Origin of the sequence: Rhizobium sp. CCGE 510 (genome assembly GCF_000292525.1) — a bacterium.
Taxonomy (GTDB): domain Bacteria; phylum Pseudomonadota; class Alphaproteobacteria; order Rhizobiales; family Rhizobiaceae; genus Rhizobium.
The window spans coordinates 159,883-183,148 of sequence record NZ_AEYF01000001.1 but is presented as its reverse complement, the minus strand read 5'-3'; the positions used below and the strand labels follow the sequence as shown (position 1 = coordinate 183,148).

Annotated in this window: 20 protein-coding genes and 1 tRNA gene; 12 read left to right on the top strand and 9 right to left on the bottom strand. The window is 60.5% G+C overall.

Going from position 1 to position 23,266, the window contains the following annotated elements:
• The first annotated feature begins 100 nt into the window (after nucleotides 1-100).
• The 6 genes from bcsA to RCCGE510_RS00875 all read left to right on the top strand — a co-directional run bounded on the left by bcsA (nucleotide 101) and on the right by RCCGE510_RS00875 (nucleotide 9,133).
• On the top strand, nucleotides 101-2,293 hold the full coding sequence (gene bcsA, locus RCCGE510_RS00900; protein WP_007626264.1) for a UDP-forming cellulose synthase catalytic subunit: 2,193 nt from the start codon (nucleotides 101-103) through the stop codon (nucleotides 2,291-2,293).
• Nucleotides 2,290-4,767, top strand: a complete 2,478-nt coding sequence (locus RCCGE510_RS00895; RefSeq protein ID WP_007626263.1) for a cellulose biosynthesis cyclic di-GMP-binding regulatory protein BcsB — start codon at nucleotides 2,290-2,292, stop codon at nucleotides 4,765-4,767. The genes bcsA and RCCGE510_RS00895 overlap by 4 nt, the downstream gene beginning before the upstream one ends.
• Nucleotides 4,764-5,807 (top strand): glycosyl hydrolase family 8, encoded by a 1,044-nt coding sequence (locus RCCGE510_RS00890; RefSeq protein ID WP_007626261.1) that lies wholly within the window; start codon nucleotides 4,764-4,766, stop codon nucleotides 5,805-5,807. Before RCCGE510_RS00895 ends, RCCGE510_RS00890 begins: the two co-directional genes overlap by 4 nt.
• A complete protein-coding gene (locus tag RCCGE510_RS00885) occupies nucleotides 5,804-8,212 on the top strand; it encodes a cellulose synthase (RefSeq protein WP_037077428.1) in 2,409 nt (802 codons plus the stop codon). The genes RCCGE510_RS00890 and RCCGE510_RS00885 overlap by 4 nt, the downstream gene beginning before the upstream one ends.
• Nucleotides 8,213-8,289: 77 nt before the next feature.
• Nucleotides 8,290-8,958, top strand: a complete 669-nt coding sequence (locus tag RCCGE510_RS00880; protein WP_037077475.1) for an HAD family hydrolase — start codon at nucleotides 8,290-8,292, stop codon at nucleotides 8,956-8,958.
• A 98-nt stretch (nucleotides 8,959-9,056) separates the two neighbouring features.
• Nucleotides 9,057-9,133 (top strand) — tRNA-Pro (locus RCCGE510_RS00875).
• A 185-nt stretch (nucleotides 9,134-9,318) separates the two neighbouring features.
• Here the strand turns inward: RCCGE510_RS00875 and RCCGE510_RS00870 are convergent.
• The gene (locus tag RCCGE510_RS00870; RefSeq protein ID WP_007626255.1) at nucleotides 9,319-9,951 is read right to left on the bottom strand and encodes a methyltransferase domain-containing protein; all 633 of its coding nucleotides are present in this window, start codon (nucleotides 9,949-9,951) and stop codon (nucleotides 9,319-9,321) included.
• Nucleotides 9,952-10,509: 558 nt separating this feature from the next.
• Between RCCGE510_RS00870 and RCCGE510_RS00865 the strand changes: the two genes are divergently transcribed.
• Complete coding sequence (locus RCCGE510_RS00865; RefSeq protein ID WP_037077425.1) at nucleotides 10,510-10,728, top strand: hypothetical protein; 219 nt, start codon at nucleotides 10,510-10,512, stop codon at nucleotides 10,726-10,728.
• 2 nt (nucleotides 10,729-10,730) lie between these two features.
• On the opposite strand, the gene RCCGE510_RS00860 is transcribed toward RCCGE510_RS00865, so the two are convergent.
• Nucleotides 10,731-10,964, bottom strand: a complete 234-nt coding sequence (locus RCCGE510_RS00860; RefSeq protein ID WP_007626253.1) for a DUF982 domain-containing protein — start codon at nucleotides 10,962-10,964, stop codon at nucleotides 10,731-10,733.
• 224 nt (nucleotides 10,965-11,188) lie between these two features.
• On the opposite strand from RCCGE510_RS00860, the gene RCCGE510_RS00855 reads away from it, so the two are divergent.
• Complete coding sequence (locus tag RCCGE510_RS00855) at nucleotides 11,189-11,401, top strand: hypothetical protein (RefSeq protein WP_007626252.1); 213 nt, start codon at nucleotides 11,189-11,191, stop codon at nucleotides 11,399-11,401.
• Between the two features lie 3 nt (nucleotides 11,402-11,404).
• Here RCCGE510_RS00855 and RCCGE510_RS35060 read toward each other — a convergent pair whose 3' ends face one another.
• The 3 genes from RCCGE510_RS35060 to RCCGE510_RS00840 all read right to left on the bottom strand — a co-directional run bounded on the left by RCCGE510_RS35060 (nucleotide 11,405) and on the right by RCCGE510_RS00840 (nucleotide 13,249).
• Complete coding sequence (locus RCCGE510_RS35060; protein ID WP_007626251.1) at nucleotides 11,405-11,554, bottom strand: hypothetical protein; 150 nt, start codon at nucleotides 11,552-11,554, stop codon at nucleotides 11,405-11,407.
• A gap of 170 nt (nucleotides 11,555-11,724) precedes the next feature.
• On the bottom strand, nucleotides 11,725-12,018 hold the full coding sequence (locus tag RCCGE510_RS00845; protein ID WP_007626248.1) for a helix-turn-helix domain-containing protein: 294 nt from the start codon (nucleotides 12,016-12,018) through the stop codon (nucleotides 11,725-11,727).
• A 58-nt stretch (nucleotides 12,019-12,076) separates the two neighbouring features.
• Nucleotides 12,077-13,249, bottom strand: a complete 1,173-nt coding sequence (locus tag RCCGE510_RS00840) for an ROK family transcriptional regulator (RefSeq protein WP_037077474.1) — start codon at nucleotides 13,247-13,249, stop codon at nucleotides 12,077-12,079.
• Between the two features lie 197 nt (nucleotides 13,250-13,446).
• Here RCCGE510_RS00840 and RCCGE510_RS35055 point away from each other — a divergent pair, with 197 nt between their 5' ends.
• The gene (locus RCCGE510_RS35055; RefSeq protein ID WP_007626246.1) at nucleotides 13,447-15,204 is read left to right on the top strand and encodes a hypothetical protein; all 1,758 of its coding nucleotides are present in this window, start codon (nucleotides 13,447-13,449) and stop codon (nucleotides 15,202-15,204) included.
• 20 nt (nucleotides 15,205-15,224) lie between these two features.
• On the opposite strand, the gene RCCGE510_RS00830 is transcribed toward RCCGE510_RS35055, so the two are convergent.
• Complete coding sequence (locus RCCGE510_RS00830; protein ID WP_007626245.1) at nucleotides 15,225-15,839, bottom strand: GNAT family N-acetyltransferase; 615 nt, start codon at nucleotides 15,837-15,839, stop codon at nucleotides 15,225-15,227.
• Nucleotides 15,840-16,013: 174 nt separating this feature from the next.
• Here RCCGE510_RS00830 and RCCGE510_RS00825 point away from each other — a divergent pair, with 174 nt between their 5' ends.
• From RCCGE510_RS00825 to RCCGE510_RS00815, 3 genes are all read left to right on the top strand, one after another.
• Nucleotides 16,014-17,348 (top strand): extracellular solute-binding protein, encoded by a 1,335-nt coding sequence (locus RCCGE510_RS00825; RefSeq protein ID WP_007626243.1) that lies wholly within the window; start codon nucleotides 16,014-16,016, stop codon nucleotides 17,346-17,348.
• 153 nt (nucleotides 17,349-17,501) lie between these two features.
• Nucleotides 17,502-18,395, top strand: coding sequence for a sugar ABC transporter permease (locus tag RCCGE510_RS00820; protein WP_007626241.1), 894 nt, complete (start codon nucleotides 17,502-17,504; stop codon nucleotides 18,393-18,395).
• Entirely contained in the window at nucleotides 18,395-19,225 is an 831-nt protein-coding gene (locus RCCGE510_RS00815) for a carbohydrate ABC transporter permease (RefSeq protein WP_007626239.1), read from the top strand. The genes RCCGE510_RS00820 and RCCGE510_RS00815 overlap by 1 nt, the downstream gene beginning before the upstream one ends.
• 18 nt (nucleotides 19,226-19,243) lie before the next feature.
• Here RCCGE510_RS00815 and RCCGE510_RS00810 read toward each other — a convergent pair whose 3' ends face one another.
• The 3 genes from RCCGE510_RS00810 to RCCGE510_RS00800 are packed head-to-tail and all read right to left on the bottom strand — an operon-like array spanning nucleotide 19,244 to nucleotide 23,264.
• Nucleotides 19,244-20,476: an O-antigen ligase family protein gene (locus RCCGE510_RS00810; RefSeq protein WP_007626237.1), complete on the bottom strand. Its 1,233-nt coding sequence runs from the start codon at nucleotides 20,474-20,476 to the stop codon at nucleotides 19,244-19,246.
• On the bottom strand, nucleotides 20,473-22,038 hold the full coding sequence (locus RCCGE510_RS00805) for an undecaprenyl-phosphate glucose phosphotransferase (RefSeq protein ID WP_007626235.1): 1,566 nt from the start codon (nucleotides 22,036-22,038) through the stop codon (nucleotides 20,473-20,475). Before RCCGE510_RS00805 ends, RCCGE510_RS00810 begins: the two co-directional genes overlap by 4 nt.
• Before the next feature lie 56 nt (nucleotides 22,039-22,094).
• Entirely contained in the window at nucleotides 22,095-23,264 is a 1,170-nt protein-coding gene (locus RCCGE510_RS00800) for a glycosyltransferase family 4 protein (RefSeq protein ID WP_007626234.1), read from the bottom strand.
• Nucleotides 23,265-23,266 lie beyond the last annotated feature (2 nt).

Below are 23,266 nucleotides of genomic sequence, written 5' to 3'. Positions count from 1 at the left end.
AGGATTCAGATTTTAGGCCAGACCTAAAATCATCCTGTTCCAGGGAGCATGCCCGGGGCGCCGGAGGGCGCGTCGGTTGAGCAGTTTCGAAGGAACGTCGATGCGCAAAGCCCGCAGTGTCATCATATGGGCCGTGGTTTCCCTCTGCATGATCGTGCTGATCACGCTGCCGGTCAACTTGCAGACCCAGCTGATCACCAGCATCACTGTCGTGACGGTCATGGCGCTGATCAAGATTTTGAAGGGTGAGGGGACCTGGCGCCTGGTGGCGCTCGCCTTTGGCACGTCGATCGTGCTGCGCTATGTCTACTGGCGCACCACCAATACGCTGCCGCCTGTCAATCAGCCTGCGAATTTCATTCCCGGCCTGCTGCTCTATCTTGCCGAAATGTACAGCGTCGCCATGCTGGCGCTCAGCCTGTTCATCGTCGCGACGCCGCTGCCGCCGCGCCCCTCGCGTGCCGCCAATCCCGGGCGTTTGCCGCATGTCGATGTCTTCGTGCCGTCCTACAACGAGGATGCCGGGCTTCTCGGAAACACGCTGGCTGCCGCCAAGGCCATGGATTATCCGGCCGAGAAGCTGCATGTCTGGCTGCTCGACGACGGCGGCACCCTGCAGAAGCGCAATTCCGGCAAGCTGCTCGAAGCACAGGCTGCAGCTGCCCGCCATATCGAGCTGAAGAAGCTCTGCGAGGACCTCGACGTCAGCTATCTCACGCGCGACCGAAACGAACACGCCAAGGCCGGCAATCTCAATAACGGCATGAAACACTCGACCGGCGAACTCATCGCCGTCTTCGATGCCGACCACGCGCCGGCCCGCGATTTCCTGCTCGAGACCGTCGGCTACTTCGAAGACGATCCGAAGCTCTTCCTCGTCCAGACCCCGCACTTCTTCATCAATCCCGATCCGCTGGAGCGTAACCTGCGCACCTTCGACAAGATGCCGAGCGAGAACGAAATGTTCTACGGCATCATCCAGCGCGGCCTCGATAAATGGAACGCCGCCTTCTTCTGCGGCTCGGCCGCGGTTCTGAGCCGCAGGGCGCTCGACTCTCAGAATGGCTTTTCCGGCATCAGCATCACCGAAGATTGCGAGACGGCCTTAGCGCTCCACGGCGCCGGCTGGAACAGCATCTATGTCGACAAGCCGCTGATCGCCGGTCTGCAGCCGGCCACCTTCGCAAGCTTCATCGGCCAGCGCAGCCGCTGGGCGCAGGGCATGATGCAGATCCTGCGCTTCCGCTTCCCGTTGCTGAAGCGCGGCCTGTCGATCCCGCAACGCCTCTGCTACATGTCCTCCACGCTTTTCTGGCTCTTCCCGTTCCCGCGGACGATCTTCCTGTTTGCGCCGCTCTTCTACCTGTTCTTCGATCTGGAAATCTTCACCGCCTCCGGCGGCGAGTTCCTAGCCTATACGCTTGCCTATATGCTCGTGAATCTGATGATGCAGAACTACCTCTACGGGTCGTTCCGCTGGCCATGGATTTCGGAGCTCTACGAATACGTCCAGACCGTGCATCTGCTGCCGGCCGTCATCTCCGTCATGCTCAATCCGAGGAAGCCGACCTTCAAGGTCACCGCCAAGGACGAATCGATCGCCGTCAGCCGCCTGTCGGAGATCAGCCGTCCGTTCTTCGTCATCTTTGCGGTGCAGATCGTCGCGCTCATCATTACCGTCTACAGGATCTATGCCGAGCCCTATAAGGCCGACGTCACGCTCGTCGTCGGCGGCTGGAACGTCATCAACCTGATCATGGCCGGCTGCGCGCTCGGTGTCGTGTCGGAGCGCGGCGAGCGCGCCCTATCCCGCCGCGTCCGCGTCAACCGTCGCTGCGAATTCGGCGCCAACGGCAAATGGTATACCGCCTCGATCGAGGACGTCTCCGTCCACGGCGCAAGGCTTCATATCTTCAACAAGAATCTCGACGAGATGCTGGTCGGTGCCGTCGGCGAAATCCGCTTCCGGCCCTATAGCGGCGCGGATCTGGAGACCCTGCCGCTGATCGTCCGCAATATCGAGCCGTCGGGTGACATCAGCAATGTCGGCTGCCAGTACGTGCCGAAAAGCGCCCTCGATCATCGCCTGATCGCCGACCTGATGTTTGCCAATTCCGGCCAGTGGACCGAGTTTCAGGCCTCGCGCCGCCGCAATCCGGGCCTGATCCGCGGCACCATCTGGTTCCTCGGCCTGTCGTTCTACCAGACGAGCCGCGGCCTCGTTTATTTCTTCCGCAGCATGCGGCCGGAGCGGGAAGCCCAGCAGCAGGCGGCAAAGGTCAACGCAGGATGAGAAGGATCGTCGCCGCCTCGCTTTTCCTGCTGAATGCCTCCGCCTTCGCCCAGGCGCAGACGGCACCCTTCGACATGTCCGGCGAGCGGCCGCCCGGTGCCTCCGTTACCCCGAGATTGACACCCCCGACCCAGCCGACAACGACCCAGCCGGCAATGACCGCGCCGGTTCCCGTCACGCCCACGGTTTCCGTACCACCAGCACCCGCAACCCAGGCTGCTCCTGCGCCTGCACCCGTTCCTCCGGCGATCTCCGTTCCGTCGCAGCCGACGGTGCCGGCGCCCCAGCCGGCCGCGGCGGGAAATGCCGCTTCGTCTCCGCGTTCCGGCGATGTCCGTCGCTATGTCGTACCCTTTTCGAAACTCGGCCTCGGCGGCGAATACGACCGGCGGTCGTGGACCGTCTATCTGACGCCGGAACAGGCGGCCGCCAAGGCGAGCTTCAGCTTCGCCTACCAGAATTCGATCGTCGTTGCCCCTGAGGCCTCGGCGCTGACGATCTATCTCAACAACCGCCCGATCGGCCAGCAGCGCATCGGTTCGGCGGACGGCTCGTCGACCGTCACTTTCGAGGTTCCGCCAGGTCTGCTGCAGCCGGGCGCCAATCTCGTCACTTTCGAAGCCGCTCAGCGTCACCGCACCGATTGCAGCATCCAGTCCACCTATGAATTGTGGTCGAATATCGATCCGGCCGGAACCTATCTGAGCTTTGCCCGCAGCGATGCTGCAGAGCCGGCGAGCGCCGACGCGATCCGCGCAATCGGTGTCGATGGCGCCGGCAAGACCGAGTTCGACATCGTCGTCCCGGCTTTGGAGCAGCCGGGAACCACCAAGCCGCTGCTGCGGCTGGCGCAGGGCCTCTCGGTGTTGAGCAGCATGCCGAACCAGATCTTTGCCTTCAGCACCGCTTCGCTTCCTGCCGGCAGGCCCGGCAAGCTCAGCGTGCTCGTCGGCACCGCGGCGGAACTGCGGCCGCTCTTTCCCGGCCTGCCGCCCGGCGCCGAAAGTGCGGCACTCGCTGCCTTCGTCACCGATCCTCGCAGCGGCTCGCCGGTGCTTCTGATCAGCGGTCCATCCTGGCAGGCAGTCTCCTCGGCGATCGATACCATCGTCTCGCCGACGGACAGGTCCGCGGATGTCCGCCGCGACGCGCTGACCACCGAGCGCTGGAGCGCTCCGAACGCGCCGCTGGTTTTTTCCGATACGAACATTGCCTTGTCTCAGCTCGGCGTGAAGACCACCGAATTCTCCGGCCGGCGGTTGCGGACCAGCTTCAATATCGCTGTGCCGGCTGACTTTTATGCCAATGCCTATGGCGAGGCGAAGGTGCTGCTCGACGCCGCCTATACCGATAACGTGCTGCCCGGCAGCCACATCGATATCTACGTCAATGACAACATCGCCTCCACCGTGCCGATCACCACGACCACCGGCGGCATTCTGCGTCATCTACCGATCCGCGTGACGATGCGGCACTTCAAGCCCGGTCTCAATTCGGTGGCGATCGAGGCGATTCTGATGACCAAGGACGATGCGGCTTGCGCGCCGGGCGCCACCGCTGCTGCAAATCCCCGCTTTGCCCTGTTCGATACCTCCGAGCTGCACATTCCGGATTTTGCCCGCGTCGGGCAGCGGCCGAATCTGGCCGCCATGGCCGGCACCGCCTATCCCTATGGCCGGGCTACGGAGCCGACGCCGCTGTTTATCGACCGCATCGATGCCGACACGCTTTCGGCCGCCGCTACCCTGCTTGGCCAGATGGCGATCACCGCCGGCCATCCGATCCCTGTCGAAAACGTCGCCTCACCGAATACGATCGGCGATCGCGATGCCATCTTCATCGGCTCCATCTCGCAGATGCCGGCAACCGCGCTGTCGCAGACCAATATCGCAACGGCTAGCCAAGCTTCCTGGCGTCCCGTGACGGACGCGCAGACGGGCGTCGTCGACACCGGTACTGCCTTCGAGGAGTGGAATTCCAAGGTCAGCGGCGGTCTCCTGCACAACCAAATTACGGCCTTTCGCGAGTGGCTGTCGCGCAATTTTGACATCTCCCGCAATTCGCTGCAGTTCGTGCCCGGCGCCGAGGAGACCTTTACGCCGCCAAACGTCGCGACGCTGCTGGTTGCGCAAGGCTCCAGCCCCGCGGGAGCGGGCTCTTGGACCGTGGTGACGGCGCCGTCGGCGAAAGATTTGCGCGAGGGGCTCGAGGTTCTGACCGCGCAGCTGAACTGGCCGCAGATATCGGGCCACATCACCACCTATTCGAACAAGACGGGTAAGATCGACGCGCTGCCCGTCACCCGTTTCGATTTCGTGCCGTCCATGCCCTGGTCGATCGCTAACTACCGCCTGATCGCCGCCAACTGGTTATCGACGAATATCCTCTCCTACGCCTTCCTGCTGGTCGTCTTCCTGCTGTTGATCGGCCTCACGACGTCGACGATGCTCAAAAGATTGGGTCGGTCGAAATGAGGCGATGGCGCGCGCTCCTGCTGGCAGCAACCGTCGCGCTCGCACCGAGCCCGCCCGTCGTCGCGCAGCAGGCGATGATCAATGCCGGCGCATGGTCGGCCTACAAGGCGAAGTTTCTCGATCCGACCGGCCGCATCGTCGATAACGGCAATGGCAATATCAGCCACAGCGAAGGGCAGGGCTATGGCCTGCTGCTCGCTTACCTTTCGGCAAATCCCGCCGATTTCGAGCAGATCTGGTATTTTACCCGCACCGAGCTGCTGCTGCGCGACGATGGCCTTGCCGTCTGGAAATGGGATCCGAACGTCAAGCCGCACGTGTCCGACACCAACAATGCCACGGACGGCGACATGCTGATCGCTTATGCGCTGGCGCTGGCCGGCACGGCGTGGAAACGCAACGACTATATTCTCGCTGCCTCCCGCATGGCACAGGCGCTGCTTGCTGAAACCGTCGCCAGCTCGGACGGCCGCATCTTGTTGCTGCCAGGGACCGAAGGTTTTACTGGCAGCGACCGTGAGGACGGTCCCGTCGTCAACCCGTCCTACTGGATTTACGAGGCAATCCCGGTGATGGCGGCACTCGCTCCGTCGGATGCCTGGAAAAAACTGTCAGACGACGGCGTGGCATTGTTGAACAGAATGCAGTTCGGCCCGCGCAAACTTCCCGCCGAATGGGTGAGTCTGCACGATAAGCCGCGGCCGGCAGAGGGGTTCGACGCCGAATTCTCATATAACGCCATCCGCATTCCGCTCTATCTCGCGCGTGGCGGCATCACTGACAAGGCTCTGCTCACCCGCCTGCAAGAGGGGATGTCGCAAGACGGCATTCCCGCCACGATCGATCTGACCACCGGCCGGCCGAAGACCGTGTTGTCTGACCCCGGTTATCGAATTGTTAACGATGTTGTGGCCTGTGTTGTCGATGGGACCAAGCTGCCGGGTTCGGCGCTGCAGTTTGCGCCCGCACTCTATTATCCGTCCACCCTTCAACTTCTGGGGTTGGCCTATATCGGGGAGAAGCATCCGGAGTGTCTGTGAAGTCTTCTCTCGTAGCGGTCTCAGCGGCGGTGATGGTGGCGACCGTCGTCACCGGGCTGAAGGACCGTGCCGCTCTGCAGGAAAGGTTCGGCCTTGGTTCTGCCGGCAGGCCGACGCCGGAGCTGATGATGATGGGCCACATCAAGCCGACCGAGGTTGCCGGCAATTCCGAATTCAACGCGCAGCTCGTTGCCGACAAGATCGAGGCGATCACGTCCTCGCCGCCATCGGCACCGGATACTTCAGATCCGAATGCCGTCGCGCAGCAGCCTGCAGCAACGCCGCCTGCGGCGCCCCAACCTGCCACGCCTCAACCTGCTGCGACCCAAGCTGTCAAGCCGGAGCCGGCCGCTGAGCTCGCACCGGTCGCGCCCGCCATCGTGTCGGAGCCGCCGGCGCCGCAGCAGGCCGCCGCGCCATCGCAGCCTGCCGTCGATGAAAGTGCGCTTCGTTATTTCGCCAGCCGCGGCGACAAGCTGCGCCTGCAGGCTGAGATCTCCCGCCTTCAGGCGCTCTATCCGAACTGGGTTCCGCCGGCCGATCCGCTTGCCGTGCCGCAAAACGGCGACAAACAGCTCGAAACCATGTGGCAGCTCTATTCCGATGGCCGCTATGCCGAGCTGCGCAAGGCTGTCGCCGACCGTCAGGCCACCAATGCCGGATGGCAGCCGCCGGCCGATCTGCTCGAGCGGCTCGACGTCGCCGAGGCCCGCGCCCGCCTCGTCAACGCTTCCGACCTCAAGCAATATGCGACCGTGGTCGATATCGCTGCGGCAACCCCGAGCCTGCTCACCTGCAGCGAGGTCGACGTCCTCTGGCGTGTCGCCGAAGCCTTCGTCCAGACGGAGAGGGTTCAGCGCGGCCAGGACGCCTACACCTACATCTTGAAGAGCTGCGCCAGCCCGGCCGAACGGCTGGCAACAGTCGAAAAGGCGTCGACATTGCTTGGGTACCAGCCGATGCAGGCGCTGCTCGCCCTCGAGAGGCCTGCGAGCGACGGCAGCCGGGAATTCGACGCGATCCGCGACAATCTCGCCCGCCGCTTCGTGGCCGAAGGTAACGACGATCCGAAAATCGCCGTCGCGCCCGATTACGTCGCCCGTCTCGAAAAACTCGTCGGGACCGAGGGACTTGCCTCGGATGCGCTGCTGCTCGGCTGGCACCAGCTTCGCCGTAACAACGATGCCGATGCAGAGAAGTGGTTCCGCGCCGCCCGCGCCAAGGAGGATACGGCCGCCGCTTCGCAGGGGCTGGCGCTGGCGCTGATCGCCCGCAAGGCTCCTCAGGAGGCCGAGGACGTGATGTTCCGCTGGCGTGGCGATTCCGATGATGCGAGCGCCACCTATCTCGCTGCCACCGCCAACTTGATGGCGCTGCAGCCGCCGGCCGATCTTGCCGAAGACGTGCTGCATCGCATCGCCGCCGAGGTCATTGCCCGCAAATACGTGCCGACGGCGCAGCAGTTCGGCTGGTACGCCCGCTCGCTCAACCAGTTCCAGACCGCCGCACGCTGGTTCGAGACCGCACTTGCCTGGAAACCCGATGACGAGCCCTCAGCCTATGGCCTTGTCGTCACCCGCGACCAGCTGAACGACCGCAAGGGCGTGCTCGACATCCAGCATGCCTGGGCCGGCCGGTCGACCCGGATCATCAATCTCGAAGACACCTCCTCCCTGACCCCGAATGTCGGCACGCAGCCCGAGCAGGCAAAGCTTGCCCCGCAGCAGCCGGTTCAGCCGACGCAGCCACCGCAACGTCCGGCTGCGGCCGAGCCGCTTCCGGCCGAGCGCCGGGCGGCACAGCAGCCCGGTCCGGAGGTCGCCGTTCGCGCGGGGAGGCCGGCGATGCAGACGGTGACCGTTGAGCGCGGTGCGCGCCAACCACGCGGCTGCTCGACGACTGTAGATGCGGGGCAACTCAGCCCGGCAAACGCGCTGTCGCGCGGCTGGTGCCTGATGGACATCAACCGGCCGATGGAGGCGATCTCCGCCTTCGAGGCCGCATTGCAGAGCCCGATCCGCAAGGACCGTGAAGACGCAGCCTATGGCCAGAGCCTTGCCTATCTGCGTGCCGGCCTCTCCAGCAATGCCGCCGTTGCCGCCACCAAGGCGCCGCAGAACCGCCAGCGCGCCGCCGAGCTTCAGGTGGCGATCCTCGCCGACCGTGCGCTTTCGGCCTTCGATGCCGGGCGTTATCGCGAAACCCTCATCTACCTCGATCAGCGCGCGCAGCTCCAGCAGGAGCGCATCGACCTGATGGTTCTGCGCGGCTACAGCTATTTCAATTTGAAAATGTATGGCGACGCGACCCGTATCTTCGAAGCCGCAGCCGCGACCGGCAACCGCGACGCCACCCGTGGTCTGGCCGACGTCCGCAGCGTCACCCATCCCGAAGTCAACGACTGACGTTGACGCGGCCGCCGCTCTTCGCTACTCGCCTGCTTGACGGCCGCCCCGGCCTCCCGCGCCCCAAGGAAACGCCCGTGCCCGCTCTCCATGACATCCTCGACAGGTCTTATGACGCCTTCCTCTTCGACATGGACGGAACGCTGCTGAATTCGATCGCCGTCGTCGAACGGGTCTGGAGCGACTGGGCAAGACGCTACGGCTTCGAACCGGAGGTTTTCCTGAAGACGATTCACGGCATCCGCGCCTCCGATGTTATCCGCGGGCTCGGCCTTCCCGGCGTCGACCCGGCTCATGAGGCGGACGTGCTGCTCGCCGAGGAGATGGAAGACGTTTCGGGCATCGTCGAGATCCCCGGCGCCATCCGCTTCCTCTCCGCCATTGCCGATGGCAGATGGGCAATCGTCACCTCGGCGCCGATCGAACTCGCCAAGCGGCGAATGGTGGCCGCCGGCATTCCGATGCCGAGGGTCATCGTCAGCGGCCAGGAAGTTAAATCAGGCAAGCCCAGCCCCGAAGGTTATCTGCTTGGTGCCAGCCGTCTCGGCGTCGATCCCGCAAAATGCCTGGTCTTCGAAGATGCCATCGCCGGCATCCTCGCCGGCGAGGCCGCCGGCGCCGACGTCACCGTCATCACGCAAACACACGCCACACCCTTCGAAACACCACATTTCTCGATCGCCAACTACCAGGCATGGCAGCCCCGCCAAACTGTCGAAGGCCGGCTGAAGCTCGCCGCGATCTGACCATTGCGACAAACCGCCTCCTTTTTGTTGGAGGCAAGGTTTTTCCGCTTGCATTGCACGCGCTGAAAAACTAAACGAAACAAGCCGTTTCGGCAGGTCGGGGCGTAGCGCAGCCCGGTAGCGCACTTGACTGGGGGTCAAGGGGTCGCAGGTTCAAGTCCTGTCGCCCCGACCATTTATCCCCTTGAAATCCCAGTCACAATGTCAATTTTCGTTGTCTCGCTAGAGGCGGATACGGAAGGTGGCGTTGGCAGAATTGCTGAAACGGGAACCGAAAATCCCGAAAAGTCCCCAAGGAAAATGTCATTTTGTTCATGCTGCTTGCCGGCCCTACAAAAGGCGTCGGCCTTCGACGGGCCTTCAGTGCGGTTTTTGAGCGATCGCAATCATCGATTTCGCCAGGAGCGGAATCCTCCCGACATATTCGAAGTCGACGTCTTCGAAACCTGTTTCATGCAGGAGGGTGCTCAGCGTTTCCGGAGACCAGAATTTGATATGGCCGTGATTTTTGAGAGGCATGAAATGGTCATCCATCTTGCCGCTCACGGCCAAGGCCAGATTTTTCCAGTAACCGTGAAACGGCGTCGACATGACCGCGATGCCGCCCGGCTTCACCAGATCGTACATAGTGGCCGAGAAAGCCTTAGGATCATAAAGGTGCTCCACGACCTCGAGGCTTATCACTGCATCGAAGGTTCCATACCGGCTGGAAAGATCTTCGTAACCGGAGCCGATTTCCAGCGGAAGATCGGGGTGGGCCATTCTCGCTTTCGCGATTCCGTCCTCGGACGGATCGACACCGGTGACATCATAGCCCTTTCCCGCAAGCACGGCTGCAGCACCGCCGGCGCCACAACCGAGGTCGAAGATCGACGTTTCGTTCGCCTGCTGGAAGCTGTTCTCGAGAACATCGACAACGGCCGGCAAAATGTAAGAATGGGCGGTCGCCGGCTTGGCGTGTACATAGGTCGTCGCGTCTAGTTCGATAGACATTTTAACTCCTGAAGATGTGAGCCCGCCAACTCAATAATACCCAACGCAATCCTACGGCGGACTTTGACGGCAGTGTGGTGTCGTTGTGGTATTAACGTGATTAGCGCCGGAGGCGCTCTTGGCGGCTGGCACCGCCGGTCGATTGGCGGTGCCGATCATGCAGCAGATCGCCAGTTGTTGAGTGGCCGTAAAAAACAAGGTCGCCTTCGTCTCAGGGACGGTTGATGGAAAGGGTTGCAAGGAAATGCAGAGAACGTGCCGCAATTCAAATTCTCGCATCGCAGGTCAAAATAATCGCTAATTCGATAGGGTTTCGTAACTATTTAAAGTAATTAATGCAAAAAGTACCCTTAACGGGTGTGATTATGAAATAAATAAGTCAGTTGTTTTAAAGATCACTCAGTTGAATTGGTCTTATATTTTATGTTGTGCTAAGATTATACACAATTTAAATTGGAATTATCCAATTTGAATTTAAAAAACGCGAAAGCTCTTCGCATTCGTGCAAATACGTGTAGATTAACAGCGTCCCTGTCACAACGAGCCTAATGCGAGCGCATGGCGGATATGAAGCAGAATCTAACTTGCAGACAAGCCCTTGCCAGCGCGTTCCAGGCCCTGTCGGACGAGGCTGTGAAAGCCGGCTGGTCGGAGGGCGATGTCGCGCTTGCGCTTGCGGAACTCGCCGAGGAGCGTGTGATCGAAATAACCGCGAAGGTGATCATGGAAGGCTCCATTCACCCCCAGTTCGCCGCCGCTGGCCGCCACACCGGCTGATATCACAGCAACAATCCCGCCGTCTTCACCGCCGTGATGAAAGAAGCTTGTGCTGCACGCGGGCTGCGCAGCCCGTCGAGTGCATCCAAGCAATGCTGGCGTGCAATGCGATAGTGGCTCCCACGTTTGCTCGGCCATTGTTTGAGATATTCGACGGCTTCCCAGACCGTGGAAACGATCAGACTGCTGCCTGGAGAAAGCACCCGGATGGGGGAGGGAAAGCGTACTTCACTCAATGTCTGCACTCACTGATTTCTGCGACTGGAGCATGATCCGACAATCATCGTGTTCCAGACGCGGCCCAAACGCGCGGGGCAAACATTTGTTCCCTGATTTTGTTCCGTAGAAATTGCGTAGTTGCTAAAGTTCAAGCCGTCGCGCATAATCATTTTTGCCGGTTGCGGAGGGCGGCCGGCAATGCAAGCGTGGATGCGTTTGCCCTCGGAGGAAATGCGGCGTGATGTTACGATCATCAATCCATCCGCATGATTTGCCGTTGTTTTCGGAAGATCTCGATCTGCTATCGCAGGTGCTCGACAAGGTCTGCGAAGAGCGCGGATTGGTCAGGACGACGCCGGAAGCCGAGCGGATCGGTGCGGTTATCATTCAGCTCTACAGGCAGGGCGTCAAGGACGGCGGCAAGCTCGCCGATCTGGCTAAGACATATCTCTGACGCTCAGTTCTGCTCGATCGAGACACCGTCCTTGCCGATGCTCATCTCGATTCCCTGTGGCTTGCTTTCTTCGCGGTAGATATAAGCGCCGAGGCCGATTACGGCGATGACGAGAACGCCGATGATGACGTAAAGACCATTGCTGCGGTTCAAGTGATTGCCCCTAAGTATCCGATAGGACAGCGGAAACGGCCGAATGCCTGTTTGGTTCCATTCGAATAGCGTGATTTTAAGCCGCGTCGGCTTAATTCTGAAAGCCCATTCCATATTGAGGCGTCAGAGGACGACGCTGTCCGAAAACCGCGCAGTTTCGGCGCCATGCGCTAATCGTCATTAGCGGCGTTGAGGTTCTCCGGCCGGATGCCGTCGTCGCTGGACGTACGTGCGCGCAACCGAATGCCCGGGCCGCCTTCATCCTGGTTGCCGCTTGACAGGAAGATGATGCCCTGCGCCTCGAGCGTGCTGCGAACATCAAACAGCGCGTGCGGCTCGCCCGCAAATTGGCCATTTTCCAGCGCCGATACCGTCTCGACCGGCAAGCCACTTGCGGCGGCGAGCTCTTCGATACTCATTCCGATCATCGCCCGCGCGCCGCGTATCTGTGTTGCTGTTATCATGCCGCAAAATCTAGCGCATTCACCGCAGTTCTCAAGTGGCGCGCGCCGATCATGCGTCCTACAATTTTACACCAAATAGATCGTCGTGCATGCGCTCGACCGCAACCCCCATTCCTCCCACCAGGGCGGCGCGGTTCCCAAAGCGGCTGATCTCGATGCGCGGCGGATAAGGCGTGCAACGCGGCAGAAAATCGCGGATCGCATTCACAAGTTCTGGTCTTGCGCCGATGCTGCCGCCGGTGATCACCAGTTCAGGATCAAGCGTTGCTCCGATGGCCGCAATGGCGACCGCGACCAGCCTTGCCGTCTCTTCGATTGCGGCCACGGCGCTTGTCTCTCCTGCATTGAACGCGGCGAAGAGCTCGGCTACGGTGGATGCGTTGCGCCCGCCGAAACCGGTATACCGACGAAGCATCGCGACGCTGCCGACCGCGCTCTCAAATGTTCCAAGCGTAAACCCGCCAGGATCGAAAGCGTCTCCGCCGATCGGAAGATAGGCGATTTCGCCGGCCGCACCACGCGCGCCGCGCAACAGAGCGCCATTGGCGATAATGCCCATGCCGACGCCCGTTCCGAGGGCGATGAAAGCAAAATTGCCGGTCTCCACACCGTGTCCCCGCCATCGCTCCCCTTGCGCCGCCAGGTTGACGTCGTTTTCGACGATCACCGGAACGCCCATTTTGTCGCTGAAGACCTGCCGCAGATTGATGGCGTCGATGCCGGGAATGTTCGGTGCGACATTGATATGGCCAGTGGCAGGATCGAGCACGCCGGGACTGCCCAGAACGACGAGACGGAGCTTGTCGGCGGTGGTTCCGGCAGTAAGCGCGAGTTCAACGATCACATCGCTGAACTGATTGACGAGATGAATTCCGCCCCGCGGGTCGGTGGCCACTTTGGTTTCGGCGACGACATTGCCCAACAGATCGCAGATCGCCGCAGCAATCTTCGTGCCGCCGAGATCGATGGAGACGGCCAGTCCCGCCCGGGCATTGATTTCATAGATGATCGCATTCCGGCCCGGGCGACCATCGGTCTGTCCGATCGGTTTCAGCCATCCATCATCCTCAAGGTCGCGTACGACATCGGAAATCGTCTGTTTTGACAAGCCGGTCAGCTTGGCAATATCGGCGCGGGAGATCGAGCCGTTCGCCAACACCGTTCGGATTACGGCATTGGTTGAAATTTTTCGTGCGATTGGAGTCTGTACGACAGAAGAGGTCATTGCTATCCGGCCAGCTCGTTGCATTAGTTCGGAGCGCATACTTAATTGGCACGATATTGGCTTTCCAATATCGCGAAAGGCGAAATCTGAAGCTCTGTCTGATCATCTCTACCGGCTTTCAGTACACTGCGGCCATGCTTTTGTCTATGTCCTTGACAAACGGAAGGCCGCCTGTAGGCTGAAACCAATTGCGGGGATTGCCGATGATAAAGCCCTCGACCGATGGACAGCTTTCCGCCGAAGAGGGTGTTTTGCTGCCTGTAATGGCGCCACGCCTTCAGGCGGATGTTCATCCGGACGGATACGCTGATCTCGCTCTCTGGGGCGCCGGCAGTCTGGGGCGTGTGAGATTTTCTGCCGTCGGGGGGCCTTATACCTATGCCCCGAACCGTATGATTTCCGAACATGGCGGCGTATTCGTCGCGCAGTCGCTGCCAGTGATGTTGATCAGAGGCGTGCGCCTTCAGGGCGTATATCCGGCACGCCGTTGCGCCTGGTGGCATGAGCCGGATGAACTAGGCGCAAGCGCGAGGCTCACGCGGACCGATCATCGGCGGACTTTCGAAATGGGCTGGGGTGTTCTCATCGTGGACGCTCTCGGCTCGGATCTTCGGATCGCCGTCGGCGCCTCGAGAGGCGAAGCCGAGAAAGCTCTCAGCCTCACCAGCCAGGCTATCATTGCTGAAGCCGCTGAATATGTTGCGCGTTGTGATCTAGCGCCCGACGCCGACGCGCTGATGCGCAGCATGGTCTGCCAGGGGATACACGCCGCCCTTTCCAGCATCAGGCGTGATGAACACGGTGCCTTCGCGGGTCTTGCCGCAGGGCAGGCCTATAGTGCTCCGGCGCGGACCTATTACCGCGATGGCTATTGGACGATGCAGCCTCTTCTGACGCTTGCGCCGGAGGCGGTGCGTGACGAGATCCGGTTGCTTGCCAAGGCGGTGCAGCCGGATGGAGAAGCTCCAAGCGGCGTAATCTTGACCGGGCCTGCGCAATCGGAGGCTTGGCAGCGCTTTGTCGCCGACAGCAAGGCCAATCCCAAAACCCACAAGAGGGCGGTTCCGGAGTACCACAACCGTCCGCAAGATTGGTGGAGCGACCATTTCGACAGCCCGCTCTTCTTTATTCTTTTCATTGACGACTATGTCAGCGCAACGAAAGACAGAGCAGAGGTGCAACGGCACTGGCCGATCGTCAAGGCAATCGTGGAGCGCTATCTCAGTCTGGCTGGTCCCGGCAGCGTTCTGCCGCTGAAGCCGCGCAACGACCGGGACTGGGCCGACAACGTCTATCGTGAGGGCCTGGTCTCTTACGATCTGGGTCTTTTCGTCGGCGCCATGGACGCGGTGGCAAGGTTTGGCGACAGTCTCGATCCGACGCTTGCTGAACGCGCACGCACGACCGCAAGTCTTGCCCGCGAAGAAATCGAGGCCAAGCTCTTTGTGCCGACAACAGGAGGATATGTCGACTATGGAACGCCTGGCGCTTTTGTCGAGGATCATCTGGCTCTCGACAGCCTGACCTTGTCGCGATTTGGCGCGATTTCCGGGCAGAAGGCGGTCGGCTTGCTGAGAGCGTTTGAAACCCGATTGGAAACGCGCAACAATCAGGAACAGCCCTATGGCAGTTGGGGTATGATGTGCGCCTATCCGCCATTCAAGCGGCAAAGTGATCTACGGTCCAAGACCGCTTTTCCCTACCGCTACCATAATGGCTCGGACTGGCCCTATTGGGATGGCGCCTATGCCGAAGAACGCCTTCGCCACGGACTTGGCGGTGCGCGCTATGCACTGACACGCTGGTGGGAAACCTGCCTCGAGAATGGCTGGATCGGTGCGGTGGAATATTTCTCGCCGCCTTACGGGCGCGGCTCCCTGCTTCAGGGCTGGAGTGCCATGCCGGCGGCGGTTGTTTTAAAATACGGGCTTGACGCCGCAAATGCGGAGCCAATCTCATGAACATGATGGCACCGTCGGTTCTAGCCGGATACTTCATCGATCCGCATGGCAAAAGCGACGGAGCCGTCCCGTTCGAGTTCGGAAAAACCAAGATGACGGTAGAAGCCTCTGGCCCGTTCGTTGTTTGGATCGACCCCGAGATGCACAGCCTTGACCCCGTGATTGCGAAGCGCCTGAAGCTCGGTGCTGATCATCCTGCGGCCCCAGCCGCCTGCCTGAAGTCCGGGAAGAATGTTGATGTGAAGATGCGCGGGATAATCGTCTTGAAGCCACGTCGTTCCGCTGCGCGGATTTTGAATTCGTTCGATCACGTCGGCGTCGCGCGGATGGCTGGGTGTCAGTCCGGCGATCTCTCGGCGGACGAACGGCCACCAGTGTGTCGCCAAGTCTTTGTCGAAGCGGCTGGTATCGGACACCCCGACGACATAGCCGACCGGCCGGTCGCCCTGAACGAGAACAAAAGCAAGGTCTCGGGCAAACTTGAGGTAGGGTACGGACCAGATGTAACCGGGCAGATGCGGGTCGCTAAAAAGCGCGCTGGCATCCTCGCCGCCATTGGCGGTTTTAAGGCAGATGTCGAAAAGAGCGTCGACATCCGCTTCAATCGCCGGGCGGATGAAGCAGTTATTGTCCATCGCTTTGCCACCTCCTGCGTGGCGCTTTGTCATTCTGGATCGCGAGAGAGACTCGTGCATTGACGATTACCTCAGATTCGCAGGCCCGGCAAAGGTCTGGAAGGAAACGTTCGGCCGGTGCCCGGCGCAAGGCTCGGATGGGGAGTGGAGAATAAACCAAATGAGGTGGAGCAGATGAATAGAAACGTGAAATCGATCAGCATACTGCCGGCATACCGATTGAAAGCAGCTGTCGCGCTTGCAGGCGCGGCGCTTATGAGTTTCGGCCTTTCCGCGGCCCGCGCCGACGATCTGGCTGTATGGGATGACCAAACCTTCGAAGGCCAGAGCGCAGTCATCGAGCAACTGAACAAGGAGTTCGAAGCCGCCCATCCCGGCGTTACAATCAAACGTACCGCCCGCACCTTCGATGACATGAAGCTGACGCTGAAGCTTGCGGTTTCGGCAGGGGATGGCCCTGTCATCACCAAGGTCAACCAGGGCGCCGGCGACATGGGCGCGATGATCAAGGAAGGTTTGCTCCTGCCGGTTGACGAGTACATCAAGAAATATGGCTGGGATAAGCGGCAGTCGGATTCCGTGCTTGCTCGAGACCGCTGGGATGGGCCAAAATTCGGGGTCGGCAAGACCTACGGCATATCGGGTCTCGGCGAGATCGTTGGCCTCTATTACAACAAGAAGATCCTCGACGACGCAGGCGTTAAACTGCCGCAGACCTTCGAGGAGCTTTTGGCTGATCTTGACAAGCTGAAGGAAAAAGGCGTCGCGCCATTCATGATGGGCTCGGCAAAGCAGCATCTCGCCCTGCACATGATCGGTGCCATCGATCAAGCACATATCGACGCGGCCAATCGCGGCGAACTTGATGACCTCATTTACGGCAAGGGCGGTTCCTGGAACACCAAGGGCAATATCGAATCCGCCAAACTCGTGCAGAGTTGGGCACAGGGCGGCTATTTCTATCCCGGTTACGAGGGCATCTCCGGTGACGACGCCGTCCAGCTGTTCATATCAGGGCAGGGCGCGTTCCTGATCTCCGGGACCTGGTATTTCGGCGACATGCAAAACAATCCGGATATCGGCTTCATGGCCATTCCCGCTCCGAAGGGCATTTCCAAGCCCATGAGTGTCGGCGGCGTGGATCTTGCCTGGGCGATAACGAGCCTTGCCAAAGACAAGGCAAAGCAGGACCTGGCCGGCGAGTATATCGACTACATGGTTTCGGAAAAGGCCGCTGAAAGCTGGGCCAATGCCGGCTACCTCCCTGCAACATCGCTCCCGGCGGATGCAAAGCCTAAGCTTACGCCGCTCCTGACCTCGGGAATCGAGATGTGGAAAACACTCAACGCCAACGATGCACTCGGGCACTATCCCGATTGGTCGAGCGCGACGATGCTGAAGACGATAGACGACAACACACCACTTCTCTTGTCCGGCAAGATCACGCCCGAAGCCTTCGTCGACGCGATGGACAAGGATTATCAGGGGTATTTGAAGGATAAGAAATAAGGAATGCGGACGCTGGTCGTGACCTTCGGCTCGGTGGTCACGACCGCCTGGCTCGGCGGTCCAACCGGCGTCCCGTTCGCCACGTTCAAATGAGCGCTGCGAGCTCACGCCTTGCTGCGCGATGACCAGAGCTTTGGCCTCAGGGAGTACTGGATGAAACGCTCCGCACTTGATGGAACGCAACAGACCAATTTCATCTATTTATTGCCTGGATTGCTGCTTTACGCGGCGTTTGTCTTTGGACCGATTGTCGCTGCTTTGGGATTGAGCCTGACCAGCTGGGACGGCTTGAGCATGCCGAGATGGGTTGGCTTGGGCAATTATGCCGACCTCCTTTCCGACAGTCGTTTCTATATTGCCCTGCGTAACAACGCCGAGCTCATGATCTTCTACTGCGTCCTGCCGCTCGTGCTCGGGATAACGCTTGCTGGCTGCGTCTGGAATCTGAAGCAGCGCGAACAACTCGCGCTCAGAACGTTCCTGTTCCTGCCCTATATCATGCCGACTGCCGTGTTGGGCATCATCTGGGCATGGCTCTACAATCCCGCATTCGGACCGTTCAATCAGTTTCTCAGAGCGATAGGATTGGGCAGGTTCGCATTACCTTGGCTCGGAGATTTCAATTTTGTGCTTCCCGCAGTGGGGATCGTTGCCACATGGTATTTCTTTGGTTTCTGCATGGTCATCTTCCTCACCGGAATTCAGCGCATCGACCCGTCGCTGTTTGATGCTGCCAAGGTCGATGGCGCTTCGGCGCGAAAGACCTTTTTCTGGATAACGCTGCCGCTTCTCCTGCCTGAGATAAGGGTGGTTTTGCTTCTGACGGTGATAGCGTCGATCAAAAGCTTCGACCTGATTTTTACAATGACCCGCGGCGGACCGGCGAACGCGACGCTCGTGCCGAATATCTACATGTACCAGCTCGGCTTTGAGCTCAATCGGTTCGGCGCTGCGGCGGCCATCGCCATTGTCGGCGCGTTGCTGACATTCGCAATCAACTATGCAATTCACCGGCTGGTCGGCTCTAGAAGTAAAGGAGTGGCTTGATGAGCCGTTCGTCCAACATCCCTGCCGCGCTCTTCCTTCGCCTTCTCCTCTGGCTTCTTGCTTTCGTAACGATCACCCCGTTCCTGCTTCTGCTGCTGACGTCGATAAAGAGCAAGGCTGACGTTCTCAGGGGTGCTTTCGCATTGCCGGCCTACCCGCATTTCGAAAACTACGTCGATGCCTGGAATGCCGGACATTTCAACATCTACTTCTGGAATTCGATCATCGTTGTCATACCCGTCGTTGCAGTAAGCGTCTTTCTAGGCCTGCTGACCGGTTTTGCCTTCGCCTACCTGTCATTCCCGTTTCGGCGGACGCTGTTTGCGATTCTGACGCTCGGCATGATGGTGCCGGCCGAGGCCTTCATCATCCCGCTTTATTATGAAATGCGATATCTTGGGCTGATCAATACCTATGCGGCGCTTATTATCCCGCAGATCGCCATGTCGATACCGTTCTCAACGATCTTCCTCGCCAGTGCGATGCAACAATTGCCGGAGGAAGTTCTCGAAGCGGCGGTCCTCGACGGCGCCGGACGCTTTCATATCCTTCGCAAGATCGTTATCCCGCTGATGATACCGGCAATGTCGACACTGGCGCTGTTCCTGTTCATCTGGACCTGGAACGAGTTTCTCATTCCGTTCATTCTGGTCAACGACGACGCCTATCGGACGCTGCCCCTCGGCATGCTGTTTTTCCAAGGACGTTACACTGTGAACACGCCGGTTCTGACCGCCGGCGCGGTGATCGTGATTTTCCCGCTCATTCTGACGTATCTGGTTTTCCAGCGGCGGTTTATCGCCGGCTTGACGGCAGGTGCGACGAAATAGACCGCGATGCTCTCGGAGCTATGGCCTCAGGCCGCGCTTGCGGCGCACTTCCAGCGCCGCACAGCCCCAGACGGTGCCGAGCAGCAGATAGACATGGCGCCAGTGGTCGATATCGATGACGTTGCCGATCGTCGCATGGCCGAGAATCGAGATCCAGGCGATCATCAGGAAGGGCTGCCACGGCCGGTCGAGCAGCAGGTATCGAAAGCCGAGCGCGAGCGTCCAGACAAGCATGCCGACATAGCTGACGAAGCCGAGCCAGCCATAGGTGGTGAGCGATTTCAGCCAGATATTGTGCTCGTCCTCGGGAAACATCGTGCCGAACACCAGCGGGCCGATGCCGAGTGGGCGCTCCATCATCATGGTGAAGCCGATCCGGTGGCGCTCGAAACGGCCGAGATGCTCGCCGTCATATTGCTGCACCAACTGGGCGCGCGCCGAAAACAGTTCGGCGACTTTTGGGATCTGCAGCGCCACCAACAGCGAGGCGACCAACATGATGATCGCCGCCAGCGACAGCACCAGCACCCTGAGGCGAAAGGCGCCGCTGCGCTCCTTGAGCAGCATGATGAAGATCAGCAGTCCTGCGCCGAGCGCGAACAGACCCCAGGCGGCGCGGGAAAAGGACAGGAAGATGCCGAGCGCAAGCACGAGCAGGGCGGCAGCCTTCAACGGCGATTTCTTCAAGTCGCCGACGAGGATGCCGTGGATGAGATAGAGTGATGGCGGCACCAGGAAGGGGCCGAAGACGTTCGGGTCCTGGAAGGCGCCCTTGGCGCGATCATAGAGGGTGAAGATCTCCGCGCCCGGAAAGGCATGGAAATAGCCGAGTATGCCGAGCGCGGAGGTGGCGACGGCGGCGAAGGTCCAGGCGTTGAAGATCAGCGGCAGCCGCTTGTGGCTGTCCTCGATAATCGCTGCGTAGAAGACCGCCGTCAGCGCCAGGAAGGTCGACACCGCAATATACATCGGCCCCGTCGCCAGATCCTTCATCTGCGTCAGCGACAGCATGCCGCCGATATTGAAGGTGAGCAGCAGGGCAAGCAGCGGCGCGACGCCGCGCGAAATCCTCAGGCCCAGGATGAACCAGAGGCCGATCAGCCCTGCCATCCAGAGTTCGTAGGGCGCTGGCTCGTCGATCACGAAACCGGAGAGGAAGACGCCGAAGGCGACGAAGGCCGAGCCGATCAGGCGCAGCGTCATCCGCTGCGGTTGGGCGACACGGGGATATGTCGCCTCGATCGCGGTCAATAGGCGTTTTCCGTGTTGAGCAGCCGGATCGGAGTCAGGAGCAAGATCTTGAGATCGAACCAGAGCGACCAGTTCTCGATGTAATAGAGGTCGTAGGCCGTACGGAACTTGATCTTCTCGTCATTGTCCACTTCTCCGCGCCAGCCGTTGATCTGCGCCCAGCCGGTGACGCCGGGCTTGACGCGGTGGCGGGCGAAATAACCCTCGACGACATCACCGAAGGCGCGGTCGCGGGCCTGGGCAAGAACGGCGTGCGGGCGTGGGCCGACGAGCGAGAGCTCGCCCCTCAGCACGTTGAAAAGCTGCGGCAATTCGTCGATCGAGGTCTTGCGGATGAAGCGGCCGACGCGGGTGACGCGCGGATCGCCCTTGGTCACCGCGGCCTTGCCCGTGGGGTCGGCCATGTTGGTGTACATCGAGCGGAATTTGAAGACGTTGATGATTTCATTGTTGAAGCCATGGCGCTTCTGCATGAAGAAAACCGGCCCTTCGGAGGTCGCCTTGATGGCGATTGCGGTCGCGACCATCAGCGGCCAGAGCAGTGCAAGGGCGACCACGGTGAAGAAGATGTCGAAACCGTGCTTGGCAACGGAATCCCAGTCGCGGATCGGCTTCTTGAAAATGTCGAGCATCGGCACCGAGCCGACATGCGAATAGGCGCGCGGCCTGAAGCGCAGCCGGTTGGCATGCGCGGCAAGGCGGATATCGACCGGCAGAACCCAGAGCTTCTTCAACAGGTCGTAGATCCGCGCCTCGGCCGAAAGCGGCAGAGCGATGATCAGCATGTCGATGCGCGTCAGCCGCACGAACTCGACAAGTTCGGCCACGGTGCCGAGCTTCGGATAGCCGGCGACCATGATCGGCGAGCGCTTTTCGCTACGATCGTCGAAGATGCCGCAGATGCGGATGTCGTTGTCATCTTGCTGTTCGAGGATGCGGATCAGGTCCTTGGCCGGCTCGCCGCCGCCGACGATGACGGCGCGGCGCTCCATGATGCCATTGCGCGCCCAATTGCGGATGCCGTAGGCGACGAGGAAACGCTCGGCTGCAAGGAAGAGCGCGCCGGCTGCAAACCAGGGCATATAGGCGTCGACGACCGTCGCCCATGTGCTACCGCGAACCAGAGCAAACAGGCCGACGGTCAGGAGAAGCGCGATCGTCCACGACGCCAGAATGCGCGGGATCAGCCGCAGCTTGGCCCGAAGTGCCGGGATGGTGTAGGTGTCGGCAAGCTGGAGGCCGATGACGGTCAAGGCCGAAGCGATCGCCGCCATGCCCGCCCGCATCCAGGAGGAATCATGGCCGTCGCCGGGCCAGAAAGTGTGGACGATCAGGGCGATTGCGAAGAGCGCCAGGAATTCCAGCAGCCGCAATTGCCCGATGATGATGACAGGCGAATTGGTCCCATCGCGGAACTGTTCAGCGATCTGCCGGGCATAGGGGTTGATTTCGGTCGGATCGGAAGGTTTTTCCTGACCCGCGTCGCCGCGCACCTCGATGTCGGAGACCTGCTTGCGCAGTGCTTCCACGTCGAATTGATCGCCTTTTTCCAGCTTGTTCATGGGGCTTTTCGCTCGTTGTCCAGCAAGCGAAGTACCAGAAAGCCCCTAAGAAATATTTACGAGGCGGCGGGCACTGCTTGACGGTCAGCGGCACCGACGAGTTCATGGTACAATTTCAGGACATCACGTGCCATGACGGCGGAGGAAAACACCGCCTTCACCGCCTCGGGCTTGGGCATCGTCTTGGCGTGCCAGCCGGGTGTGCTCAGCGTTTCCGCCATGACGCGGGCGAGATCGTCTGAATTCCCTGCCTCCACAAGGGCTGCGCTGTCGGCGCCGAGCACCTCGGGAATGCCGCCGACACGGCTTGCGATGATCGTCTTGCCGGCGCCGAGCCCCTCGAGCACGATATAGGGCATGGCTTCGGCGCGCGAGGGAACGACGAGGTTCTGCGCCATGGAGAAGGCTTCGTGGACCCGCATCGCCGGCAGCATGCCGATGCGCTTGCCAAGGCCGCGCTCGACCATCATTTCGCGGTAGCGATCGCGATCCGGCCCGTCGCCGATCATCAGCGCCGACAACGGCCTGCCGAGCAGCCGTTCGGTCTTTGCGAAGGCATCGACAAACAGATCGGGACCCTTGAGGTCCCGGAGCATTCCCACATAGATGAAATGCACGGCATCCGAGCGGGTCGGGATCGGCTCGAAATCGCGCTCGGCGATGCCGTTGTAGATCAGTCTGGTCTTCGTCCGCGGTTTACCCACCTTGCGCGCATAAGTGTCGCGCTCGTATTCGCAGATGAAGACCAGCGCATCGGTGAAATATTCCTGCAGGCGCTCCATCCTGAGGACGAACTGTCCACTGAACGATGAACGCGAATAATGCAGGCTTCCACCATGCGCGGTGTAGAGGCGGGCAACGCGATACCTGTTCACCCGCAACGCTGAGCCGGCAAGTCGCGCGAGCACGCCGCCCTTGGCGCCGTGTCCGTGCAGCACATCCGGCCGCAAACTTTTAATTTTCTTGTATGTATCCCACATCGTCGCAATATCTGACGGGCTGATCGAGCGCCGGATCGGCACGCGTGTCAGGCCGAGAGAGAGATAGGGACGGATATCGTCGAATAGGCTGTCCTCGTATTCGCCGCCGGTCGAGCTGTCGCAGAGGATGCCGATTTCATGACCGGCCTTGCTGTGCTCCTCGACGAGATCGCGGACATGGCGGAAAATTCCGCCGATCGGCGACCTGAAGCAATGGAGGATGCGGAGCGGCTTCTGTTCTGCCATCG